Origin of the sequence: Acinetobacter sp. YH12100, assembly GCF_013419135.1 — a bacterium.
GTDB classification, from domain to species: domain Bacteria; phylum Pseudomonadota; class Gammaproteobacteria; order Pseudomonadales; family Moraxellaceae; genus Acinetobacter; species Acinetobacter pseudolwoffii.
Genome location: NZ_VPAQ01000007.1, coordinates 37023 through 55913, shown reverse-complemented (window position 1 = coordinate 55913; position 18891 = coordinate 37023). Strand labels below are relative to the sequence as shown.

General features: G+C 42.3%; 15 protein-coding genes. 6 read left to right on the top strand and 9 right to left on the bottom strand.

The annotated features are described in order from the left end of the window. Positions 1–56: 56 nt before the first annotated feature. The 3 genes from FTU40_RS06555 to acnD all read right to left on the bottom strand — a co-directional run bounded on the left by FTU40_RS06555 (position 57) and on the right by acnD (position 4206). Entirely contained in the window at positions 57–776 is a 720-nt protein-coding gene (locus FTU40_RS06555; RefSeq protein ID WP_180040218.1) for a bifunctional 2-polyprenyl-6-hydroxyphenol methylase/3-demethylubiquinol 3-O-methyltransferase UbiG, read from the bottom strand. Then, a complete protein-coding gene (locus FTU40_RS06550) occupies positions 773–1432 on the bottom strand; it encodes a hypothetical protein (RefSeq protein WP_180001539.1) in 660 nt (219 codons plus the stop codon). Before FTU40_RS06550 ends, FTU40_RS06555 begins: the two co-directional genes overlap by 4 nt. A 155-nt stretch (positions 1433–1587) precedes the next feature. Continuing rightward, on the bottom strand, positions 1588–4206 hold the full coding sequence (gene acnD / locus FTU40_RS06545) for a Fe/S-dependent 2-methylisocitrate dehydratase AcnD (protein ID WP_005097979.1): 2619 nt from the start codon (positions 4204–4206) through the stop codon (positions 1588–1590). A 785-nt stretch (positions 4207–4991) separates the two neighbouring features. On the opposite strand from acnD, the gene FTU40_RS06540 reads away from it, so the two are divergent. Both FTU40_RS06540 and FTU40_RS06535 read left to right on the top strand, forming a co-directional pair. Continuing rightward, positions 4992–7109, top strand: coding sequence for a multicopper oxidase family protein (locus FTU40_RS06540; protein WP_180040216.1), 2118 nt, complete (start codon positions 4992–4994; stop codon positions 7107–7109). Positions 7110–7225: 116 nt separating this feature from the next. After that, positions 7226–7951 (top strand): folate-binding protein YgfZ, encoded by a 726-nt coding sequence (locus tag FTU40_RS06535; protein ID WP_179999796.1) that lies wholly within the window; start codon positions 7226–7228, stop codon positions 7949–7951. Positions 7952–8002: 51 nt separating this feature from the next. Here the strand turns inward: FTU40_RS06535 and FTU40_RS06530 are convergent, their stop codons facing one another. Further along, positions 8003–8248, bottom strand: coding sequence for a hypothetical protein (locus FTU40_RS06530; RefSeq protein ID WP_005097984.1), 246 nt, complete (start codon positions 8246–8248; stop codon positions 8003–8005). Between the two features lie 427 nt (positions 8249–8675). Between FTU40_RS06530 and FTU40_RS06525 the strand changes: the two genes are divergently transcribed. Beyond that, positions 8676–9473, top strand: a complete 798-nt coding sequence (locus FTU40_RS06525) for a tetratricopeptide repeat protein (RefSeq protein WP_180040214.1) — start codon at positions 8676–8678, stop codon at positions 9471–9473. Between the two features lie 258 nt (positions 9474–9731). On the opposite strand, the gene FTU40_RS06520 is transcribed toward FTU40_RS06525, so the two are convergent. From FTU40_RS06520 to FTU40_RS06510, 3 genes are all read right to left on the bottom strand, one after another. Further along, complete coding sequence (locus FTU40_RS06520; RefSeq protein ID WP_005097988.1) at positions 9732–10658, bottom strand: AEC family transporter; 927 nt, start codon at positions 10656–10658, stop codon at positions 9732–9734. 62 nt (positions 10659–10720) lie between these two features. Beyond that, the gene (locus FTU40_RS06515) at positions 10721–11830 is read right to left on the bottom strand and encodes an NADH:flavin oxidoreductase/NADH oxidase (RefSeq protein WP_180040212.1); all 1110 of its coding nucleotides are present in this window, start codon (positions 11828–11830) and stop codon (positions 10721–10723) included. A gap of 92 nt (positions 11831–11922) precedes the next feature. Continuing rightward, on the bottom strand, positions 11923–13203 hold the full coding sequence (locus tag FTU40_RS06510; RefSeq protein ID WP_180040210.1) for a carbohydrate porin: 1281 nt from the start codon (positions 13201–13203) through the stop codon (positions 11923–11925). 397 nt (positions 13204–13600) lie between these two features. Here FTU40_RS06510 and mutM point away from each other — a divergent pair, with 397 nt between their 5' ends. Next, positions 13601–14461: a bifunctional DNA-formamidopyrimidine glycosylase/DNA-(apurinic or apyrimidinic site) lyase gene (gene mutM / locus FTU40_RS06505; RefSeq protein ID WP_180040208.1), complete on the top strand. Its 861-nt coding sequence runs from the start codon at positions 13601–13603 to the stop codon at positions 14459–14461. Beyond that, positions 14458–14742: a peptidylprolyl isomerase gene (locus tag FTU40_RS06500; protein ID WP_004281718.1), complete on the top strand. Its 285-nt coding sequence runs from the start codon at positions 14458–14460 to the stop codon at positions 14740–14742. The genes mutM and FTU40_RS06500 overlap by 4 nt, the downstream gene beginning before the upstream one ends. 100 nt (positions 14743–14842) lie before the next feature. Here FTU40_RS06500 and mscL read toward each other — a convergent pair whose 3' ends face one another. Both mscL and typA read right to left on the bottom strand, forming a co-directional pair. After that, positions 14843–15283 carry a large conductance mechanosensitive channel protein MscL gene (gene mscL / locus FTU40_RS06495; RefSeq protein ID WP_074383487.1) on the bottom strand — a complete coding sequence of 147 codons (441 nt, stop codon included), beginning with the start codon at positions 15281–15283 and terminating at the stop codon, positions 14843–14845. Between the two features lie 184 nt (positions 15284–15467). After that, positions 15468–17306, bottom strand: a complete 1839-nt coding sequence (gene typA / locus FTU40_RS06490) for a translational GTPase TypA (RefSeq protein WP_005097994.1) — start codon at positions 17304–17306, stop codon at positions 15468–15470. 174 nt (positions 17307–17480) lie between these two features. Between typA and FTU40_RS06485 the strand changes: the two genes are divergently transcribed. Further along, positions 17481–18851 (top strand): uracil-xanthine permease family protein, encoded by a 1371-nt coding sequence (locus FTU40_RS06485; protein WP_005097996.1) that lies wholly within the window; start codon positions 17481–17483, stop codon positions 18849–18851. The last annotated feature ends 40 nt before the right edge of the window (positions 18852–18891 follow it).

Here is an 18891-nt window from a genome sequence, read left to right as displayed (position 1 = left end):
CTATTGGTCATTTCGACGAGTGATGTGGGCGTTTAGGCGAAGTATGTTTTCTCCACTCAATTATTCATTATCTTTTCTAAGTAAAAAATACAATATCTAGGTGTCTGCCACAGCTCTGGATATAAGACTTGAATTGATTTTTCTGGAAAAATTTCTTCAAGCTCAAGTATTTTGAAGCCTGACTTAGAAAACCTATTAATATAGTAGCTAATTGGTCTGTGAATATACGGAACTTTTACATCATTTGCATTATCTTGGGAAATTTTAAAAAGAGTATTAGTTTTAATTTCATCATTATAAGAATACTCATCTTCGTTAAAGATATTTTTATAATCATTATAAAAACATGGATGAGGCAATGAAATTAAAAGCTTGGCATTAGGTTGTAGCCTTTCAAAACTATCTTTTAACAAAGTCTCAATGTCTTCAACTACATGAAAAACTAAATGAGCTAGAATAATATCAACCTTAATCTCACCTTTTAAATTCCCTATAGAAAAATTCTTTAATTCTATATATTTACAATCATTTAACATATCTTTAGCTTTTTCATACATCCCTAACGATGGTTCTAAAGCAATATAATTTTCAAACTCTATTGAGCTTATTAATTCTTTTGCTAAATGTCCTGTACCACATCCAATTTCAATAATTTTTTTCCCACTGTAGTTAGATAATTTTTCCAGGTATTTAGGCACAAATACTTTTGAAAAAGTTATGTCTTTATTGCTTTCAATTTGGACTTTTCTGATTGTACTTAACTCACACCAACTCATTTTCTTGCTAACTCTTTAGATTTAAAAATAATATCCTTTGCCATAGCTATAATTTGTGGTCCGGAATTATGGTCAAAAATAGTAATTTCATGTTCGGGATGAACTCCTTTAGCAATAGCTAGTTTTTCGCACCCTGTTCTATCACCATTTATAAGAGTGAATCTTGCTTCTGGCGGTAATTTTTCATTAGTAACAATAAATATTGCACCTACTAGACTTGACTTAATCTGATGACTCACCTCAGTTGGTGTAATAATTTCAAGCTTAATTCCGTCTTCTATTTTTTGATTTAATATTTTTAATAAATTTTCATTTTTGATAAGCCACGAAACCCTATTGCTAACGATTGTTGCACTCGTCCCCATTCCTACAAACTCTTGCATAAATGCTAAAGTTTCATCTACCTTAGAATTATTTTTAATTTGTGGAATATATTTAAAACCTTTTTTCACAAATAGTATGCTAATTCCTATTATTTCAACTAAACACAGTGTTACCAATTCTTTTAAATACGGTAAATTAAAAAACTGTACAACCTGATTTTCATCCGAATATATTGTTGTCCACGTATATATAATGCCGCTTATAGCTAATAAAGCAGTAAAAACCGTAATTCCTAAGAAAAAGTATAATGTCATTTTAATAATTGATTGCACTTTCTATTCCAAATAAAAACCCCACTTCACAGTAGGGTTTTTTTTAAACAATATCAACAACTTTAACCCACCCTTGCGAAGCAATGCTTCTTACCTTTAGAAAAGGAGGAAGTTCCCCTCTTTAAAAAGGAGGGCTGGGGAGGATTTAACAAAAATTAAGCCACATTCCCTTCCAAGAAATCCTGTGCAAAGCGTTGCAATACACCACCCGCTTCATACACATGCACTTCTTCTTCAGTATCCAGACGGCAAGTCACAGGCACTTCAATAATCTGGTTCTTACCATCATCGGTTGAACGCTCAATCACCAAAGTCAAAGTCGAACGTGGCGCGATATTACCAATCACGCTATACAGCTCCGTACCATCAAGACCTAAAGTCTTACGATCCGTACCCGGCTTAAACTCAAGCGGCAATACCCCCATACCGACCAAGTTGGTACGGTGGATACGCTCAAAACCTTCTGCGACAATCGCTTCTACACCCGCCAGACGCACACCTTTCGCCGCCCAGTCACGACTCGAACCCTGACCATAGTCTTTACCTGCAATAATGATCAACGGCTGTTTACGGTTCATGTAGGTTTCAATCGCTTCCCACATCCGCATCACTTCGCCTTCAGGCTCCACACGTGCTTTCGAACCCTGCTTGATGCTGCCGTCTGAACGCACCACCATTTCATTAAACAGTTTCGGGTTGGCAAATGTTGCACGTTGTGTGGTCAGGTGATCACCACGATGCGTTGCATAAGAGTTAAAGTCTTCCTCAGGCACGCCCATTTTTTTCAGGTATTCGCCTGAAGCACTGTCGAGCACAATCGCATTGGATGGTGACAAATGATCGGTGGTGATGTTATCACCCAAGATCGCCAGTGGACGCATATTGGCTAAGGTACGTGGTGCAGCGAGAGCACCTTCCCAATACGGCGGACGGCGGATATAGGTACTTTGCGGACGCCAGTCATATAGCGGGCTTGCTGCCTTTTCATTCACACCCAAGTCAAACATCGGAATATAGATTTGACGGAACTGTTCCGGCTTCACTGCTTCTTTCACCAGTGCATCAATTTCTTCATCCGATGGCCAGATGTCTTTTAGATAAATCGGGTTGCCATCTTTGTCATTACCAAGTGAATCCGTTTCGATATCAAAACGAATCGTACCGGCAATCGCATACGCCACCACCAGTGGTGGAGATGCCAGAAAAGCCTGCTTCGCATAAGGATGGATACGGCCATCGAAATTACGGTTGCCCGACAATACCGCTGTGGCATACAGGTCACGGTCAATAATTTCTTGCTGAATTTTTGGATCTAGTGCGCCCGACATGCCGTTACAAGTGGTGCAGGCATAAGCCACGATCCCAAAACCCAGTTTTTCTAAATCTTTGAGTACGCCAGCTTCTTCAAGATATAACGCTGCTGCTTTAGAACCCGGTGCAAAAGAAGATTTCACCCAAGGCTTACGGACTAAACCGAGTTCATTGGCCTTACGCGCCAGCAAACCTGCCGCCACGGTATTTCGCGGGTTTGAGGTATTGGTACAAGACGTAATCGCCGCGATAATCACCGCGCCATCTGGCATTAAACCTTCAGCTTCTTGCGCACGTGCAGCCTCTAGATTACCGGCAATGCCTTTTTCTTTTAAGTCAGATGTCGAGACACGAGCATGCGGATTGGATGGGCCAGCAATGTTACGGGTTACTGTTGAAAGATCAAAACGCAATACACGTGGATATTCTGCCTGAGTCATATCCGATGCCCACAGACCAATCTCTTTGGCATAAGTTTCAACCAGTTTGACTTGCTCTGCTTCACGACCGGTCAAAGTCAGATAATCAATGGTGTTCTGATCGATATAGAACATCGCAGCGGTTGCACCGTATTCCGGGGTCATGTTGGAAATCGTGGCACGATCACCCACTGACATGCTGTCTGCACCTTCACCGAAGAATTCTAAGTATGCCCCGACCACACGTTCTTTACGCAGGAATTCTGTCAGTGCGAGCACAATATCGGTTGCGGTAATGCCCGGCTGACGCTGACCAACAAACTCCACCCCAATAATATCTGGCAGACGCATCCAAGACGCACGCCCCAGCATCACGTTTTCGGCTTCGAGTCCACCAACACCAATCGAGATCACGCCAAGCGCATCAGTATGTGGGGTATGTGAATCTGTACCGACACAGGTATCTGGGAATGCCAGGCCATCACGGTTTTGAATCACCGGAGACATTTTCTCCAGGTTGATCTGGTGCATGATGCCATTACCGGCAGGAATCACATCGACATTTTCAAACGCGGTTTTGGTCCATTCAATAAAATGAAAACGGTCTTCATTACGACGGTCTTCAATCGCGCGGTTTTTCTCAAAAGCATCCGGATCAAAACCGCCAAATTCCACTGCGAGCGAGTGATCGACAATCAGCTGGGTCGGTACCACTGGATTAACTTTAGCCGGGTCACCGCCCTGTTCTGCAATCGCATCACGTAAGCCGGCAAGATCGACCAAAGCCGTTTGTCCCAAGATGTCGTGACAGACCACACGTGCCGGATACCATGGAAAATCATGTTCCTGTTTACGCTCAATCAGCTGTCGCAAAGACTGTTCTAAAATGGCAGGATCACAACGACGAACCAGCTGCTCAGCAAGCACTTTGGAGGTATAAGGAAGTTTGGCATATGCGCCTGGCTGAATATCTTCTACGGCCTGACGCACGTCATAATATTCCAGCTGGGTGGATTGCAGCGGTTTACGGTAGTTGTTGTTCATAGCTTGCCTGCCCTCGTTTATTACTCTTTTTTGCACATCAAAATTTATTGATGACTTGTTTTTTAATAAAGGCATTGTACGCTGCCGAAAGTCCATTTCCCAAATCTTATAATTTTCAATAGTTTAATTATAGAAATCGGTCTATTTTAATAAATTTGTTATCTGGCCTTTAGAATTTTGGCTCTAAACTTCTATTTTTTTGAAAAATCGTAGAAAATTCATCTCATTCTTTAGTATGAGACACTCACAACAGCATAAAAAATAATCAACACATAGGCGCAATAAACAGGCTTTATTTCATATTCATGCAACTTTTATGAGCTGTATTTTAAGCAGCGAATAGACCCTATAACCGATTAAAAGCCAACTATTAAAAGCCAAATAAGTCTCTTCTCTTACATTTAGGTCTTTATATGCAAGCGGCTTGTTGATAAAAACTGGATATTAAGCATATCTTCAAAACATCCTTATACAATAATTCCGAAAATCATCGTATTTCAGCGATAGAACCATTTAAAAGCTGTGTCCTGATTCAATTCCATAATTTTCGTAAGACTTTCTTACAAATTTTACAACTATTTTAATATGTATAAATATTATCGAATAATTAAAGATTTACATAAAAATTAGCACATTCAACACCAAAGAAAAAATACTTTAGACATACCGTTTATCTGCCTCCCCCTAATTTGGTGATAACAGTTTTTCTCTCAATTAAGTAAATCTAAACAGTAATTACTTCACAACAACAATACTCATCACAAAAGTAGATAAAGGTGATTACGATGTTACAGCTTGCGATTATCGGTGTCATAGCAGCGGTCATAGCCGTACTGGCATCAAACTGGAATGGAGCTAAAAATCCTCCTAACCCCTATAACCCTTCAAATCCAAATAATCCGTCAAATCCAAGTAACCCAAATAACCCGACTCAGCCACCACCTGCTCCAACAGCACCGGATTCTCTGATCAGTAATCCGCCATTGCTACAGAAAAATGCCAAAGGCAAATACGAACTGATCATCGCGTATAAAACGGATAAGTTGTATAACCCCAGAAAAGGAACATGGGATCAACTGGTGCTCCGTGGCTATGTGACCAAGCCCAATGTATTTAATAAGAAAAAAGCAGGTGAATATGTCGAAGACCGGCTGGTCGGGCCACAGATTCGGGTCAAACAGGGAGAAACCTTTTCTGTGCATTTGAATAACCAACTGCCCACGGAGTCCACAGCAACCTGCCCAGAACATATTCTCGATGCGAATGACCCGCATTGTTTTAATACCACCAATCTGCACACTCATGGCCTCTGGGTCAGCCCGCAAGGCAATAGTGACAATGTTTTCCTGAAGTTCAAACCACAGGAAAAATTTGACTATCAATTCAAAATGGAACCAAATCATCCTGCGGGTACTTACTGGTATCACGCTCATCTACATGGTTCAACGGCTATTCAGGTCTCTAGCGGCATGGCTGGCCCATTAATCGTAGAAGGCAGCCGTATTCCTCAAGTCAGGAATGGCAAAATCACATCGACGGGAGACATGGATATTCTGTGGAAAGATAAAGGCAAGAACAGCTATTCTAATGAAAATATCCTCCTGTTTCAGCAAATTCAGTATCGATGCACTCACCCGGCAGGTACAACCAATCTCAATAATTGTGATGCTGGTGAAGTCGGTATGCTGGAAGATTATCAAGGCCTGAATGCCTTTAATTCATGGGGAGCAAATCATTATTACACCTCGATTAATGGTAAAGTACATGGCGAGATTCAAGTTGAGCAAAACCAGTTTAAGCGCTGGCGTATGATTCATGGTGGTGTTCGCGACACCCTTGGTCTTATTATTAAGGAACTGCCAAAATCACAAAAATTTACCGCTGAACAAACCATTAAAGCTTGTTCTGAATTTCAGGAAGAAGACAAAAAAGTAGATTTTGATCAGCTCACCAGCTTGCCGGTCTATACCATTGCTCAGGATGGTTTAACCATGGATCATGTGCAGACACGTAGAATCTCGATATTTCAACCCGGTTACCGTCACGATGCGATGGTCGCCTTCCCAAGCACGAATAGATACTGTATTTTTGACACCAACTTGAACATTGATGATGAAATCAATACCATCCCTACATCCGGACAAATTACCCCTCAACTCGCTCCGGGTAATACGTTAAATGCCCAACTACTGGGATGGGTGAATGTCAAAGCGAGTAAATTAAAAGCGCAAACGCCAGCCCAGTTTTTACAAACTCAGGCACAGAAAATTGGCTTAAACAAAGAAATTCAGACCCAGCTCTCACAGTTAAAGCTTTCTGCCTTTATCGACCACCCATCGCTGATGACCACTGAAATTGAAAATCGCTTAAAAAACCGTCCACCACAACGCTCAACCTTCGATGCCAGCTTTGGTCCAAATGGTAAGTTTGGCTACCGTTACAGTGATATTGAGGGAATCTATAGTTTTGGTGACCTCTTTACCGGTGCGGATGCAGTAGAAGGTGCATATGTACGGAAACTGGAACTCGGGCAAATTGATGAATGGATTCTTAGCAGTAATAACCTGAATCATCCTTATCATATCCATGTAAACCCCTTCCAGATTGTAAAAGTGCTGGATCCAACGGGTAAGGATGTCAGCGATATTCCGCTGGCAGTAGATCCAAATCCTAATCTGGAAGATATTCAATACCGCGGCTTAAAAGGACAGTTTAAAGATACAATCTTTGTTAAACAGGGGTATCAGGTAATTGTCCGCAGCCATTACAAGAAATTTGAAGGTGATTTTGTACAGCATTGTCATATTCTCGATCATGAAGATCAGGGCATGATGGAATATGTTCGGATTTGTGGCGGTAAATTCCCTTGTGATTCGCCATTACCGGCTAGCCATCACCACTAAATATTATCATTCCATAAAAGCCGATGATTTAGATTGTTGGCTTTTTTGTTTGCCTCTATTTGATGCTTGCTGCACAATAACTGCATTGATTTATAGTATTCAAACTGGGGCTTATCATGGCAACGTCTCCTGCTTTTACATTGTTTAGTCTGAATGGTGTTGATGCACAAAAATTCCTTCAAGGTCAGGTGACTTTGAATACTGAAAAATTGGCTGAAAACCAGACACGTTATACCGCGATCTGTAGCTTGAAAGGCCGTATTCAATTTGGCTTATGGCTTAAAAAGCTCAGTCCGGAAAGCTTTGAAATTGTAAGTACTGACGATCAGGCCACTGAACTGGCAAATCATATTAAAAAATTTGGTGCCTTTTCAAAAATGAAACTGGAACTGGTCGGTGCGGTTTATCCTGTGATCAATGATATTCATACTGACTTTGTTGCAACTGAAACCGATGTGGCGACCTGGGAGCAGCAAGCCATTGAATCAGGTCAGGCCTGGATTCAGGCGGCCACTGCGACCCTGTTTCAACCACAGGAATTGCGCTTACATCAACGTGAAAGCATTCACTATGACAAAGGTTGTTACTTAGGTCAGGAAGTCATTGCACGCTTATGGTTTAAAGCCAAGCCAAAACATTGGCTGCATCTGATTCAAGCGACGGGTGAAGCACCTGTAGTCGGCACTCAGCTCAACAACAATGTTGAAGTCGTGAATAGCATCAGTCTGAAGGATGGCTATAAAGCCTTGGTCGTAGCCAAACCTGAAGCATTGGCCGAGTTGGGTCTAGAGGTTCTGGAACTTCCTGAAGCTTTGAGCGGTGATGTAGCACGTCCGCAATAATTCCGGTTTAGGCCCTAAAAAAGCCAAGAGTTAACTCTTGGCTTTTTTGTTTTAGAAACCATGAAACAGCTTATTCATGTCTTTCACCACATAATCTTTGAAGTGATAAGCACGAGCATGTTTGGCATCAAATTTTGTGGTTAATTCACCTTTTTGAAAGGTGTAGACCCGGTCTTCCTGACTAATCAAAAATTCTGCACCGAGCTTCATCAGCAGTGCGTCAATCTTGTCTTCATCCGCAATCGTTTCATCTACGTTAATTCTGTCATAGTGGCGTTTAATCGTTTTGACAAACATGGCTCAATCCTGGGAGGCTGATTTAAACCGAGATTTAACCAGAGAAGTTCCTTTAAGCAAAGTAATCCTTTCAATATCTGAATGATTGATAGGAAAGTTATCCAGATCAGTGATCTGGTTAAATCGGTATATCCTGATTTGATGATTTATTTTGAGTAAATCCCTTTCATAACTCAAGAAATGATAATTTTATTCATATTTAAATAGAGGTTGAACGCTCCTTCTCCCTTCGGGAGGAGGAGCATGCTGCGCAAGTCTCCGACAAGAAGATAGAATTTCATTTATAATAATTAAAAAATGATTTATGAAAGAACTCTAATGACAAATTGTATATTTACAAAGCACAAAATCCTTTTATGATGTAAGTGAAAATGATTAAAACCGCACCAAGGACTTAGGTGCCAGCAATAATAAGGTTATAGGAACCATGAAAAAGTTAATACTCGCTACCGTTCTTGCAGTTTCTGCGCAATTCACTCTGGCAAATACTGTAAAAGATCAGGCCGACCCCCAGTTTGTAAAAATTGAAGCCATGGTGAAAGCCAATAATTTCAAAGGCGCCTATGACGCTTTAAATCAATTGGCTAGTCAGGGAAATGCCCAAGCCATATATAACTTAGGCTATTTAACCCAGACCGGCCAGGGCACTGCCAAAGACGAGAAAAAAGCCATCCAGCTCTATGAACAGGCAGCCAGCAAAGGTTACCCTGTGGCCAATTATGTACTGGGCAAAAATTATGCGGCGGGTACATTAGGACTAAAGCAGGATTTAAGCAAAGCCAAACAGTATCTGGAACATGCCTCAGCAGCCAACTTTGATGATGCCAGTGTAGATCTGGCTGTGCTGTTATTTGCTGAAAATACCCCTGCCTCAAATAAAATCGGACTACAAAAGCTGCAACCATTAATCACAAAAGGTAATATGCAAGCGATTCACGCCAAAGCCTTATATGACATCAGCTCTGGTTTTAAAAACAAAGATGAAAAACCGATTCAGCAAGGTTTAAGCAGTATTCAGGATCTGGCGAAAAAAGGCTATATCCCTGCCCTGATGGCTGTCGGCAATATGTTTGCCAATGGCAGTATCGTGCAGCAAAACTTGCCTGAAGCGAAAAAAATCTTTGCTGCATTGGCACAGCAAAATATTCCGCAGGCTAAAGAGTCTTTGGCAGCAGTAGACAAAATGATGGCTGAGCAGAAAAAAACACCTGCCAAAAAGAGTTAATTTGGTTTCACCCCAATGAGAAGCGGAGCTTCGCAAGAAAGGCATCTTGCGGAGCCATACTCTCATCGCAAAACTCGTCAGCCAGCATCCATGGTAAATTTGTCGCAAAAACAATCATTTTTAATCTTGCGGTGCAATACACCGCATTCCTCAAACAGTTGCGGCTGACTTTTCTACCTGTAAAATATAATCATGAATTTAAAAAAGAAAATGCCAATATGGGGCTTTTTATAAGGAGAGAATCAATCCTGGAATGAGCTATCCCCACCACAAGGCAATCAAGCCGCTGGTCACGATAAAACCAGCGATAGTGCTCATCAGCAATGGTGTTAAGGCTCGATCATTTAAACCATAGGCCTGTCCCAACATACCGAAGATTGTTGGCATCGGTAAGGCAGCAATCAAAGTACCCGCATGAACCATTTCCTGACTTAAACTGGTCAATTGACTGAGGCCAAGATACATCAGCAGCGGCATCATAATGTTGTTAGAAAACACCAGATAGAAACTTTGCAGATTGACGTATTTCAGGCTCATTCCCACAATACCGCCACCAATTGCAAATAAGGCCAATGGCGATGCTGTCTGTCCGATCAAGGCAAAAACCTGATCGATATAGAGCGGAATTTTAATCTGGAAAATCGCACAGGCCATACCCAGTACGACCCCCATAAATAAGGGGTTTGTTACTAAAGTCAGCACCACACTTTTAAAAATGGAGCCAAGATTTGCCTGATGCTGTGTTCCCAGCGCAGCCATGACCAGTACCAAAGGAATCAGCAACATACTTTCAATGATGACCACCAGAGAAGTATAAGTCATGGCCTGCTGCCCGATTAACAGACTAAGCACGGCCGTACCAATCAGTCCGGTATTCGACATCGCGGCGCCCAGCGACAATACTGCACTCTGCGAATGCGTATTCTGAAAATAACGGCGCATCATCCAGAAACCGCTACCATAGAGCAGTAAAGTTACGCTGCTATACACCGCAAAGTATTCAAAATACCAGATTTCATGCAGGTCTTTAGAGGCGAGAGACTGGAAAAACAGCAGAGGCAACGCCACTTTAATGACAAAAGCACCGACTGTACCCACTTGCTCTTTGTCTAACACTTGACTTTTTACAGTCAGATAACCCAGTGCCAACAATAAAAAAATGGGCACAATGACCGCAAAAATCATAATGCAGCGTCCTCATTTGCAATGAGTGACTATTATACGACCTTCCTGCTTAGAAAAGATTGTTAAAAAGGCTCAAACAGATGGTTTAGACCATGCGGGGCACTGCGAAGATATTGGGGTGAAATCTTTAGTTTTTCTTCAAGTGCCGCAGCTGCATGCCAAGGCCAATGTGGATCGTAGAGAATCGCGCGTGCAATAGCGATGGCATCGGCCTGCCCTTTTTGCAGAATATGTTCTGCCTGTTCTGCTTCGGTAATTAAACCTACAGCAATTACCGGAATATTGACGGCTTTTTTGATGATATCTGCAAAAGGTACTTGATAGTTCGGTTTCACATCAATGTTCTGTTTGACATGTAAACCAGCACTGGAAATATGAATATAAGCTGCGCCCACCGCTTCGAGGGCTTTAGAGAGTTCAACCGAAGAATCAATATTCCAGCTATCCTCATGCTCCATCCAGTCACTCGCTGAAATACGCACTCCGATTGGATAATCTTCTGGAACCGCCGCTTTCATGGCTTGTAATACTTCCAGCGTCAGGCGAATCCGGTTCTCCAGTGAGCCGCCATACTGATCATTACGTTTATTTGAAAGTGGTGACATGAACTGATGCAGTAAATAACCATGCGCTGCATGCAGCTCAATTAGGTCAAAACCGGCCTCAACTGCACGTTTGGCACTTTCTGCAAAGTCAGCAACGACCTGCTCAATTTCCGACTGGCTTAAGGCCTTAGGTGGATGCTCATCTGCCTGAAAAGGAATATCACTGGCAGAAACAGTTTGCCAGCCATGTGCTTCATTCGGCTTAAACTGACCTTTACCTGCCCATGGTTTATCTGTGGAAGCTTTACGTCCGGCATGTGCGAGCTGAATCGCAAAAGGCATCGGGGAAATGGATTTGACTTTTTCCAGTAAAGTCTTGATCTGCTTCGCCTGTTCGTCATTCCATAAACCCAGATCGGCATAACTGATCCGGCCTTCTGGCTGTACCGCAGTCGCTTCGACGATACATAAACCTGCACCCGATAAGGCATAGTTGGCCCATTGCTGCTCGTGCCAATAGGTAATTTCCCCCTGCTCTGTTGCGGAGTACTGACACATAGGCGCAATTATGATTTTATTTTGAAGTTGCAGTGATCCAAATTGAATAGGTTGAAATAGTAATGCCACGCTGTATTTCCTCTTTTTATTGCCCAGTTTCACTCTAAAAATAAAAACAAGCTCTTAAGAGCCTGTTTAGTTATAACGTGAACGATCAAACTTTAGAAGATGATTCGTGTAGTCAAACCGAGTACCAGTGCATCATCCACATTGTTGCTTGAACCTGGATTAATGACATATTGCAGGTTTGGACGCAGCATCAGCCACTTTGTTGCGTTATAGCTATAGTTCAGTTCAATATTGTATTCTGCACTCGCATCAAAATTCAGATTCTTGATCCGGTCATTAATATGTACACGATTGACCGCCAGACCTAAAATATCATTCGGCTGGCTGTCCGCAAGACCGATATATTTCACACCAATTTGTTGTGAATTATCCACTTTGTTAGTATCGCGATCATGCCAGGTAAAGTTAGCAAATGAATGCAGGCCCTGACGGCCCTGACCTCTAGACGTTAACTGTTGTTCTACAGCTAACCAGCCTGCAAAGGTACGGTTTTTACCCTCAATCCCCACACCATCGGCCTTACCCTTAGCAATATCAAACTGATTTTCGGGATTATCGGCAGTATTGTACATCCCGCCGACACGGTAGCTGCCTGGCAAGTTATTGATGAGTGATTTGGGTGTCCATACAATTTCTGCTGGAATGGTCACGCCATCGGCATGCTTAGTATCCAAACTCCAGCCTTGACCTTCTTTAGCACCATTGCCATTGTCCGGATTAAACTCATAAATACCGACTTGTACTGCAAGTTCAGGGTTTAGCTGCTGCTTTATACGCGCACCCCATTGTGATACTGGCGTGTTCATCCAGATATTGCCTTGCCATTTACCCATCTGCGCAGCACAAAATGCTGTACTGGCAAAGTCACAGGCCATCACATTAAAGTCCATGCCCAGACCCAAACGGCCAGCCTTAATACTCAGTCCTTGCTCTTTATAATTCTTTTCAATCGAAAGTTCACTCAGACGGCTATCCTGATTGCCACGCCCAAACGTACCTTGTGCATTGGCCATCTGTGGCGCTGATGGATCTTGCAAATCACGGATAGACGTACTTTGGCCTTGGCGCGCACTCATTGCAGCACGTACCGTGACACCGTTCCATCCTGCCAGTTTTTCCAGGTCCAGTTGAGTTCCCAACCATAACTGGGCAGAAGTTAATGGATCTGCGCCTGCATTCCGGCCACCATCCGCAAGATAGGCTGTATCAGTTAGCAGATTGGCTTCAAATTTAATCCCTTGCTGAGCCAGTTCTGTACGTTGACCATTCCAACCCCCTAGTAAATATTGACCTTGCGGATCAAATGCAGATTCTGCCTGCGCGGTTGTCATGGCAGCCATTAATGGCAATAAAGCGAGACCTAAATATTTCATATAAAACCTAAACATTCGGAGAGAAAAACAAGCAAGGTTTTTAAAATTGCTATTAGGTGCATGAATTTACATAACTTTTCCTATAAATTCTTATTATTTTTTTTATTATTGATTAAACTTTTAGTTATGCCTTAATACAAAAAATATAATTTTATTTCAAAATAGTTAAATTATTTATATGTTTTTCAAAAACTTAGGATTTATTTATTTTTGCATTCCTTTTATTTCTTTAATTTTTGGTCTAAACATGCAAAAAAACAGCTTATTCTTTAAGCTCTTACACCTCCAGTAAACATGAAATCCCCAGTCATTTTCTAATGGTTGCATCCCCATTAAGACTTGTAATCTCCGTAAATTCGCCCAATATTAGCTGCATCTCCCTCGCCTCTGATGTGTTATGCCTGAATTACCAGAAGTAGAAACCACCAAAACCAGTTTATTACCCTTGTTAGAACAACGTGTAAAACGGGTTGAAATCCGTCAGTCAAGTTTGCGCTGGCCCATTCCCGAAAATATACAAAAGCTGGTCGGGCAGAAATTACTCAACCTGTCGCGCCGTTCCAAATATATTCTGGCTGAGTTTGAGCACGACACCATGCTCTGGCATTTAGGCATGTCTGGCAGCTTTCGTTTGTGTGAAACAACTGAAGAATTACGCAAACATGATCATCTGATTATTCAGTTTGATGATATTGAACTGCGTTATCATGATCCGCGTCGTTTTGGCTGTATTTTATGGCTAGATGCGCAGTCACAAAGCAAACTGATTGATACGCTGGGACCAGAACCCCTGAGTGAAAATTTTAATTCTCAGTATTTATTTGAAAAATTGAAAAATAAAAATGTTGGCACCAAAGTTGCGATTATGGATAACCATGTGGTGGTAGGTGTCGGCAATATTTATGCAACCGAAAGTCTGTTCAATATGGGCATTCATCCAGCACAACCCGTCTCGACTTTAAGCTTGGCACAGATCGAAAAATTAGTGCTGGAAATCAAGCGCATATTAAAACAGGCCATTGATTTAGGCGGGTCGACATTACGGGATTACACCAACGCCATGGGGGAAAATGGCTATTTTCAGCAAACGCTGCTGGCCTATGGTCGTGCCGGGGAAATGTGCGTGAACTGTGAGACCACACTTGAAAATATTAAACTGGGACAACGTGCTTCTGTGTTCTGTCCAGAATGTCAGCCTTTGAAAAAGATGCACCTCCCTGTCAAAAAACTGGCAACTGTACGAGGGAAAAAGTCATGAAAACAGCCATTGTGCGTCATATTCTGGTTAAAGATAAAGAAACTGCCGAGCAGCTTAAAAAGAAGATTTTGAGTGGCGCTGACTTTAATAAAATCGCCAAACAATATTCAACCTGTAATTCTGCCAAGCGTGGCGGAGAACTGGGCGAAGTAAAAAAAGGCCAACTGGTGCCTGTCATTGATAAGCTGGTGTTTACGGCTGCTGAACGGGTCTTACATGGTCCGGTCAAAAGCCAGTTTGGTTTTCATTTGGTAGAAATTAAGTTCCGGATGGATTTTTAATCTTATAAATCTCTCCCCACCTCCCTTTAACAAAAGGGGGGATTTAGGAGGATTAAAAAAACGGCACAAGAGGCGCCGTTTTTTATTTGTGTCAGAACGCTTATGCTTCAGGACGTTTTTTCAATTCATCACGAATTTCACGCAATAATTCGATATCTTCAGGGGTGGCTTCAGGTGCAGGTGCTTCTTCTGCCTGTTTACGACGAAGTTTATTCATCATTTTCACCAGTAAGAATACCACCCATGCCAACAACAGGAAATTAATCAGAATCGTTAGGAAGTTACCATAAGCAAATACATTCAGACCTTCAGCCTGTGCATTTGTCAAAGAAGTGACATTATTAGGATTATCACCCAGTACCAGGAACCAGTTAGAATAGTCAACATCACCACCTAAAATCCAGCTAACGATTGGCATGATGATATCTTTTACAAAAGAATCAATAATTTTACCAAATGCTCCACCAATAATAACACCGACCGCGAGGTCCATCACATTGCCTTTGACAGCAAACTCTTTAAATTCTTGAATAATACTCATTTTTTCTCCAATAATTCATTTTAAAGTTTGTGATGAATTATACATTAATTATAAGTGATTTCATTTTCACATAAGGTGATGTTTTTTATAAGTTTTATGGTTCTAGTTAAAATTTTAATACAAAAAAAACCGCAATCTTTGAAAAGATTGCGGCTTTAGGAATCTTAGATCAATAATCTACAGATTATTTACCTGAACGGTTACGTTTACGTTCGTTTTCAGTCAAATAACGCTTACGGATACGGATTGACTTCGGTGTTACTTCAACTAGTTCGTCATCTTCAATGAATTCAAGTGCTTGTTCAAGCGTGTATTCAACTGCAGGAACAAGTGTTAATGCTTCATCAGTACCAGATGCACGTACGTTGGTTAACTGTTTTGCCTTAGTCGGGTTCACAGTCATGTCGTCAGAACGTGAGTTAATACCAATAATCATACCTTCGTAAACTTCTAACTGAGGCTTAGCGAATAGACGACCACGGTCTTGTAATGTGAACAATGCATAGCCCAGGCAAGTACCTTGAACCATAGAGATCAACACACCGTTTTGACGTTTCGCAACTTGGCCTTGTTTCATTGGACCATAATGCGAGAAGCTTGATGTCATGATACCCGTACCTGAAGTCATCGTCATGAATTCAGAACGGAAACCGATCAAGCCACGTGAAGGAACAGTTGCTTCAATACGGATACGGCCTTTACCGTCAACTTCCATATTGGTCATCTCGCCTTTACGGCTGCCCATTTGCTCCATTACAGAACCTTGGTGCTGTTCTTCAACGTCAAACGTCACGTTTTCGTACGGTTCTTGCATTTGACCGTCAATTTCTTTCAAGATGACTTGCGGACGAGATACACCCATCTCGAAGCCTTCACGGCGCATGTTCTCAATTAAAACTGAAAGGTGAAGTTCACCACGGCCAGATACTTTGAAACGGTCAGGACTGTCAGTGTCTTCAACACGTAATGCGACGTTGTGGATCAATTCGCGATCTAGACGCTCACGAATGTTACGTGAAGTTACGAATTTACCTTCTTTACCAGCAAACGGTGAGTTGTTTACCTGGAATGTCATTGTGACTGTAGGTTCATCTACAGAAAGCGGTGGAAGCGCTTCAACAGCTTTCGGATCACAAATCGTGTCAGAAATGTTCAATGCATCAATACCCGTTACGCAAACGATATCACCTGCATTGGCTTCTTCGATGTCCACACGGTCTAAACCATGATAACCCATGATTTTTAAGATACGACCGTTACGTGTTTTGCCTTCTTTATCGATTACAGTCACTTGCGTGTTCAATTTAACTGAACCACGTTGAATACGACCAACACCGATAACGCCTACGAAGCTGTTATAGTCAAGTGAAGACACTTGCATTTGGAATGGACCATCAACGTCAACTGCTGGCGGTTCAACGATGTCTACAATTGTTTGGAACAATGGCGTCATGTCGTCAGCAAGTTCTTCTGGAGAAGGACCCGCCACACCACGAAGACCAGATGCATAAACGACCGGGAAGTCTAACTGTTCGTCAGAACCACCCAAGTTATCGAACAAATCGAATACCTGGTCAATCACCCAGTCTGGACGTGCGCTTGGCTTATCAACTTTGTTAATAATTACGATTGGCTTCAAACCACGTGCGAACGCTTTTTGCGTTACGAAACGTGTTTGTGGCATCGGGCCTTCTTGTGAATCGACAAGAAGAAGTACGCAGTCAACCATCGACATTACACGTTCAACTTCACCACCGAAGTCGGCGTGTCCCGGGGTGTCCACGATGTTAATGCGATATTCAGTATTGGTACGTGCATCCGTCCATTTAATTGCAGTGTTTTTTGCAAGAATGGTAATACCACGTTCACTTTCGATAGCGCCAGAATCCATGACACGCTCAATCTCACCCGCGCGATCACCGAGAGCACCTGATTGTTGCAAAAGTTTGTCTACAAGAGTGGTTTTACCATGATCGACGTGCGCAATAATGGCGATGTTACGGAGAGTTTTAATATCTGACATGTAAATTCAATGCGTATGTAATTTGAGGGCAAATTATACAGAAAAATACAAAACTTTTATAGTCACTGTTACCACACTCCTCAACTTTTTTTAAGGAGATGGGCTTTTTTTGATTTTGTAAAGGCGTGTAACTCGATTAGAATAGCTCCACCCTGCCTTAATTTGCATTGACACATGTCTGATTTTAATCAATCTCCTCCTCCTAAAGATCAACTCGACCTGGTATATGGTCTGGATGATCGTCCAAAACCATTTATTGCTTTTTTAGCTGCATTCCAACATTTATTGGCAATTATTGTCCCGATCGTGACGCCTGGCCTGCTAATTTGTCTGGCACTTGGGGTATCCAAAGAAGACACCAACATGATTTTGTCCATGTCCCTGGTGATCTCGGGTATCGCGACTTTTTTACAGTCTAAAAAAGTCGGACCTTTTGGTGCCGGTCTGTTGATTGTTCAGGGAACCAGCTTTAACTTTATCGGCCCAATTATTGGTATTGGTTCAGCCATGGTTGCTGCCGGTACGCCAGTTGAGTCAGTCATGGCGGCAATTTTTGGTGTGGTGATTGCAGGTGCATTTATTGAAATGGGCGTGTCCCAGATTCTGCCTTGGATAAAAAAACTGATTACCCCTTTGGTGACCGGAATTGTCGTCCTTCTGATTGGTTTAACCTTAATTAAAGAAGGTCTAATCAGTATGGGCGGTGGTTATCAGGCCATGAGCGATAAAACTTTTGCCAATGCAGACAACCTGATCATGTCCTGCACAGTCTTGGCGCTGATCATTATCCTGAACCGTATCCGGATTACCTGGGTAAAAAGTTCTGCCATTTTGATTGCCCTGGTTTGTGGTTATATTCTGGCCGGCTTTATGGGCCATCTGGATTTTTCCGGTTTAAAAGATGCCCCACTGGTACAGATTCCAACTCCAATGCATTTCGGTTTAAGCTTCTCCTGGAGCCTGTTTATTCCGATGGCATTCATTTATCTGGTGACCTCTTTAGAAGCGATTGGCGATATCACGGCGACCTCAAAGCTTTCTAACCAGCCGGTCGATGGTCCAAAATGGATGCAGCGCATTAAAGGCGGTGTACTGGTCAATGGCGCCAATTCATTCCTTGCCGGTATTTTTAACACCTTCCCAAGTTCGGTATTTGCACAAAATAACGGTGTGATTCAGTTGACGGGTGTAGCGAGCCGTTATGTCGGCATCTGGATTGCTGCTTTACTGATCATTCTGGGTTTACTGCCTGCGGTTGCCGGGATTATCCAGGCGGTTCCGCAAGCGGTACTGGGTGGTGCAGTGATGGTGATGTTTGGTGCAGTAGCAGCTTCCGGCATTAATATTCTGTCTGGCGTACATCTGGACCGCCGTGCCCTGCTGATTATTGCGATTTCACTGGCACTGGGTTTAGGTGTTGCACAAGTTCCACAAATTCTTGAGCATCTTCCTGAGTTATTCCGTAATATCTTTAGCTCAGGCGTTGCCACTGGCGGTATTGCTGCCCTTATTCTGAATGTTGTACTTCCTGAAACAAAGAAGTAATTTCATGTCCAAAGAACACTGTCTAGGTCAGACTTAGGCA

What these genes read in the sequence shown, in the direction of transcription:
- FTU40_RS06525 (WP_180040214.1), top strand. Translation starts at nt 8,676, where the DNA reads ATGAAAAAGTTAATACTCGCTACCGTTCTTGCAGTTTCTGCGCAATTC.
- FTU40_RS06510 (WP_180040210.1), bottom strand. Translation starts at nt 13,203, where the DNA reads ATGAAATATTTAGGTCTCGCTTTATTGCCATTAATGGCTGCCATGACA.
- typA (WP_005097994.1), bottom strand. Translation starts at nt 17,306, where the DNA reads ATGTCAGATATTAAAACTCTCCGTAACATCGCCATTATTGCGCACGTC.
- mscL (WP_074383487.1), bottom strand. Translation starts at nt 15,283, where the DNA reads ATGAGTATTATTCAAGAATTTAAAGAGTTTGCTGTCAAAGGCAATGTG.
- FTU40_RS06540 (WP_180040216.1), top strand. Translation starts at nt 4,992, where the DNA reads ATGTTACAGCTTGCGATTATCGGTGTCATAGCAGCGGTCATAGCCGTA.
- FTU40_RS06485 (WP_005097996.1), top strand. Translation starts at nt 17,481, where the DNA reads ATGTCTGATTTTAATCAATCTCCTCCTCCTAAAGATCAACTCGACCTG.
- mutM (WP_180040208.1), top strand. Translation starts at nt 13,601, where the DNA reads ATGCCTGAATTACCAGAAGTAGAAACCACCAAAACCAGTTTATTACCC.
- acnD (WP_005097979.1), bottom strand. Translation starts at nt 4,206, where the DNA reads ATGAACAACAACTACCGTAAACCGCTGCAATCCACCCAGCTGGAATAT.
- FTU40_RS06530 (WP_005097984.1), bottom strand. Translation starts at nt 8,248, where the DNA reads ATGTTTGTCAAAACGATTAAACGCCACTATGACAGAATTAACGTAGAT.
- FTU40_RS06555 (WP_180040218.1), bottom strand. Translation starts at nt 776, where the DNA reads ATGAGTTGGTGTGAGTTAAGTACAATCAGAAAAGTCCAAATTGAAAGC.
- FTU40_RS06535 (WP_179999796.1), top strand. Translation starts at nt 7,226, where the DNA reads ATGGCAACGTCTCCTGCTTTTACATTGTTTAGTCTGAATGGTGTTGAT.
- FTU40_RS06500 (WP_004281718.1), top strand. Translation starts at nt 14,458, where the DNA reads ATGAAAACAGCCATTGTGCGTCATATTCTGGTTAAAGATAAAGAAACT.
- FTU40_RS06520 (WP_005097988.1), bottom strand. Translation starts at nt 10,658, where the DNA reads ATGATTTTTGCGGTCATTGTGCCCATTTTTTTATTGTTGGCACTGGGT.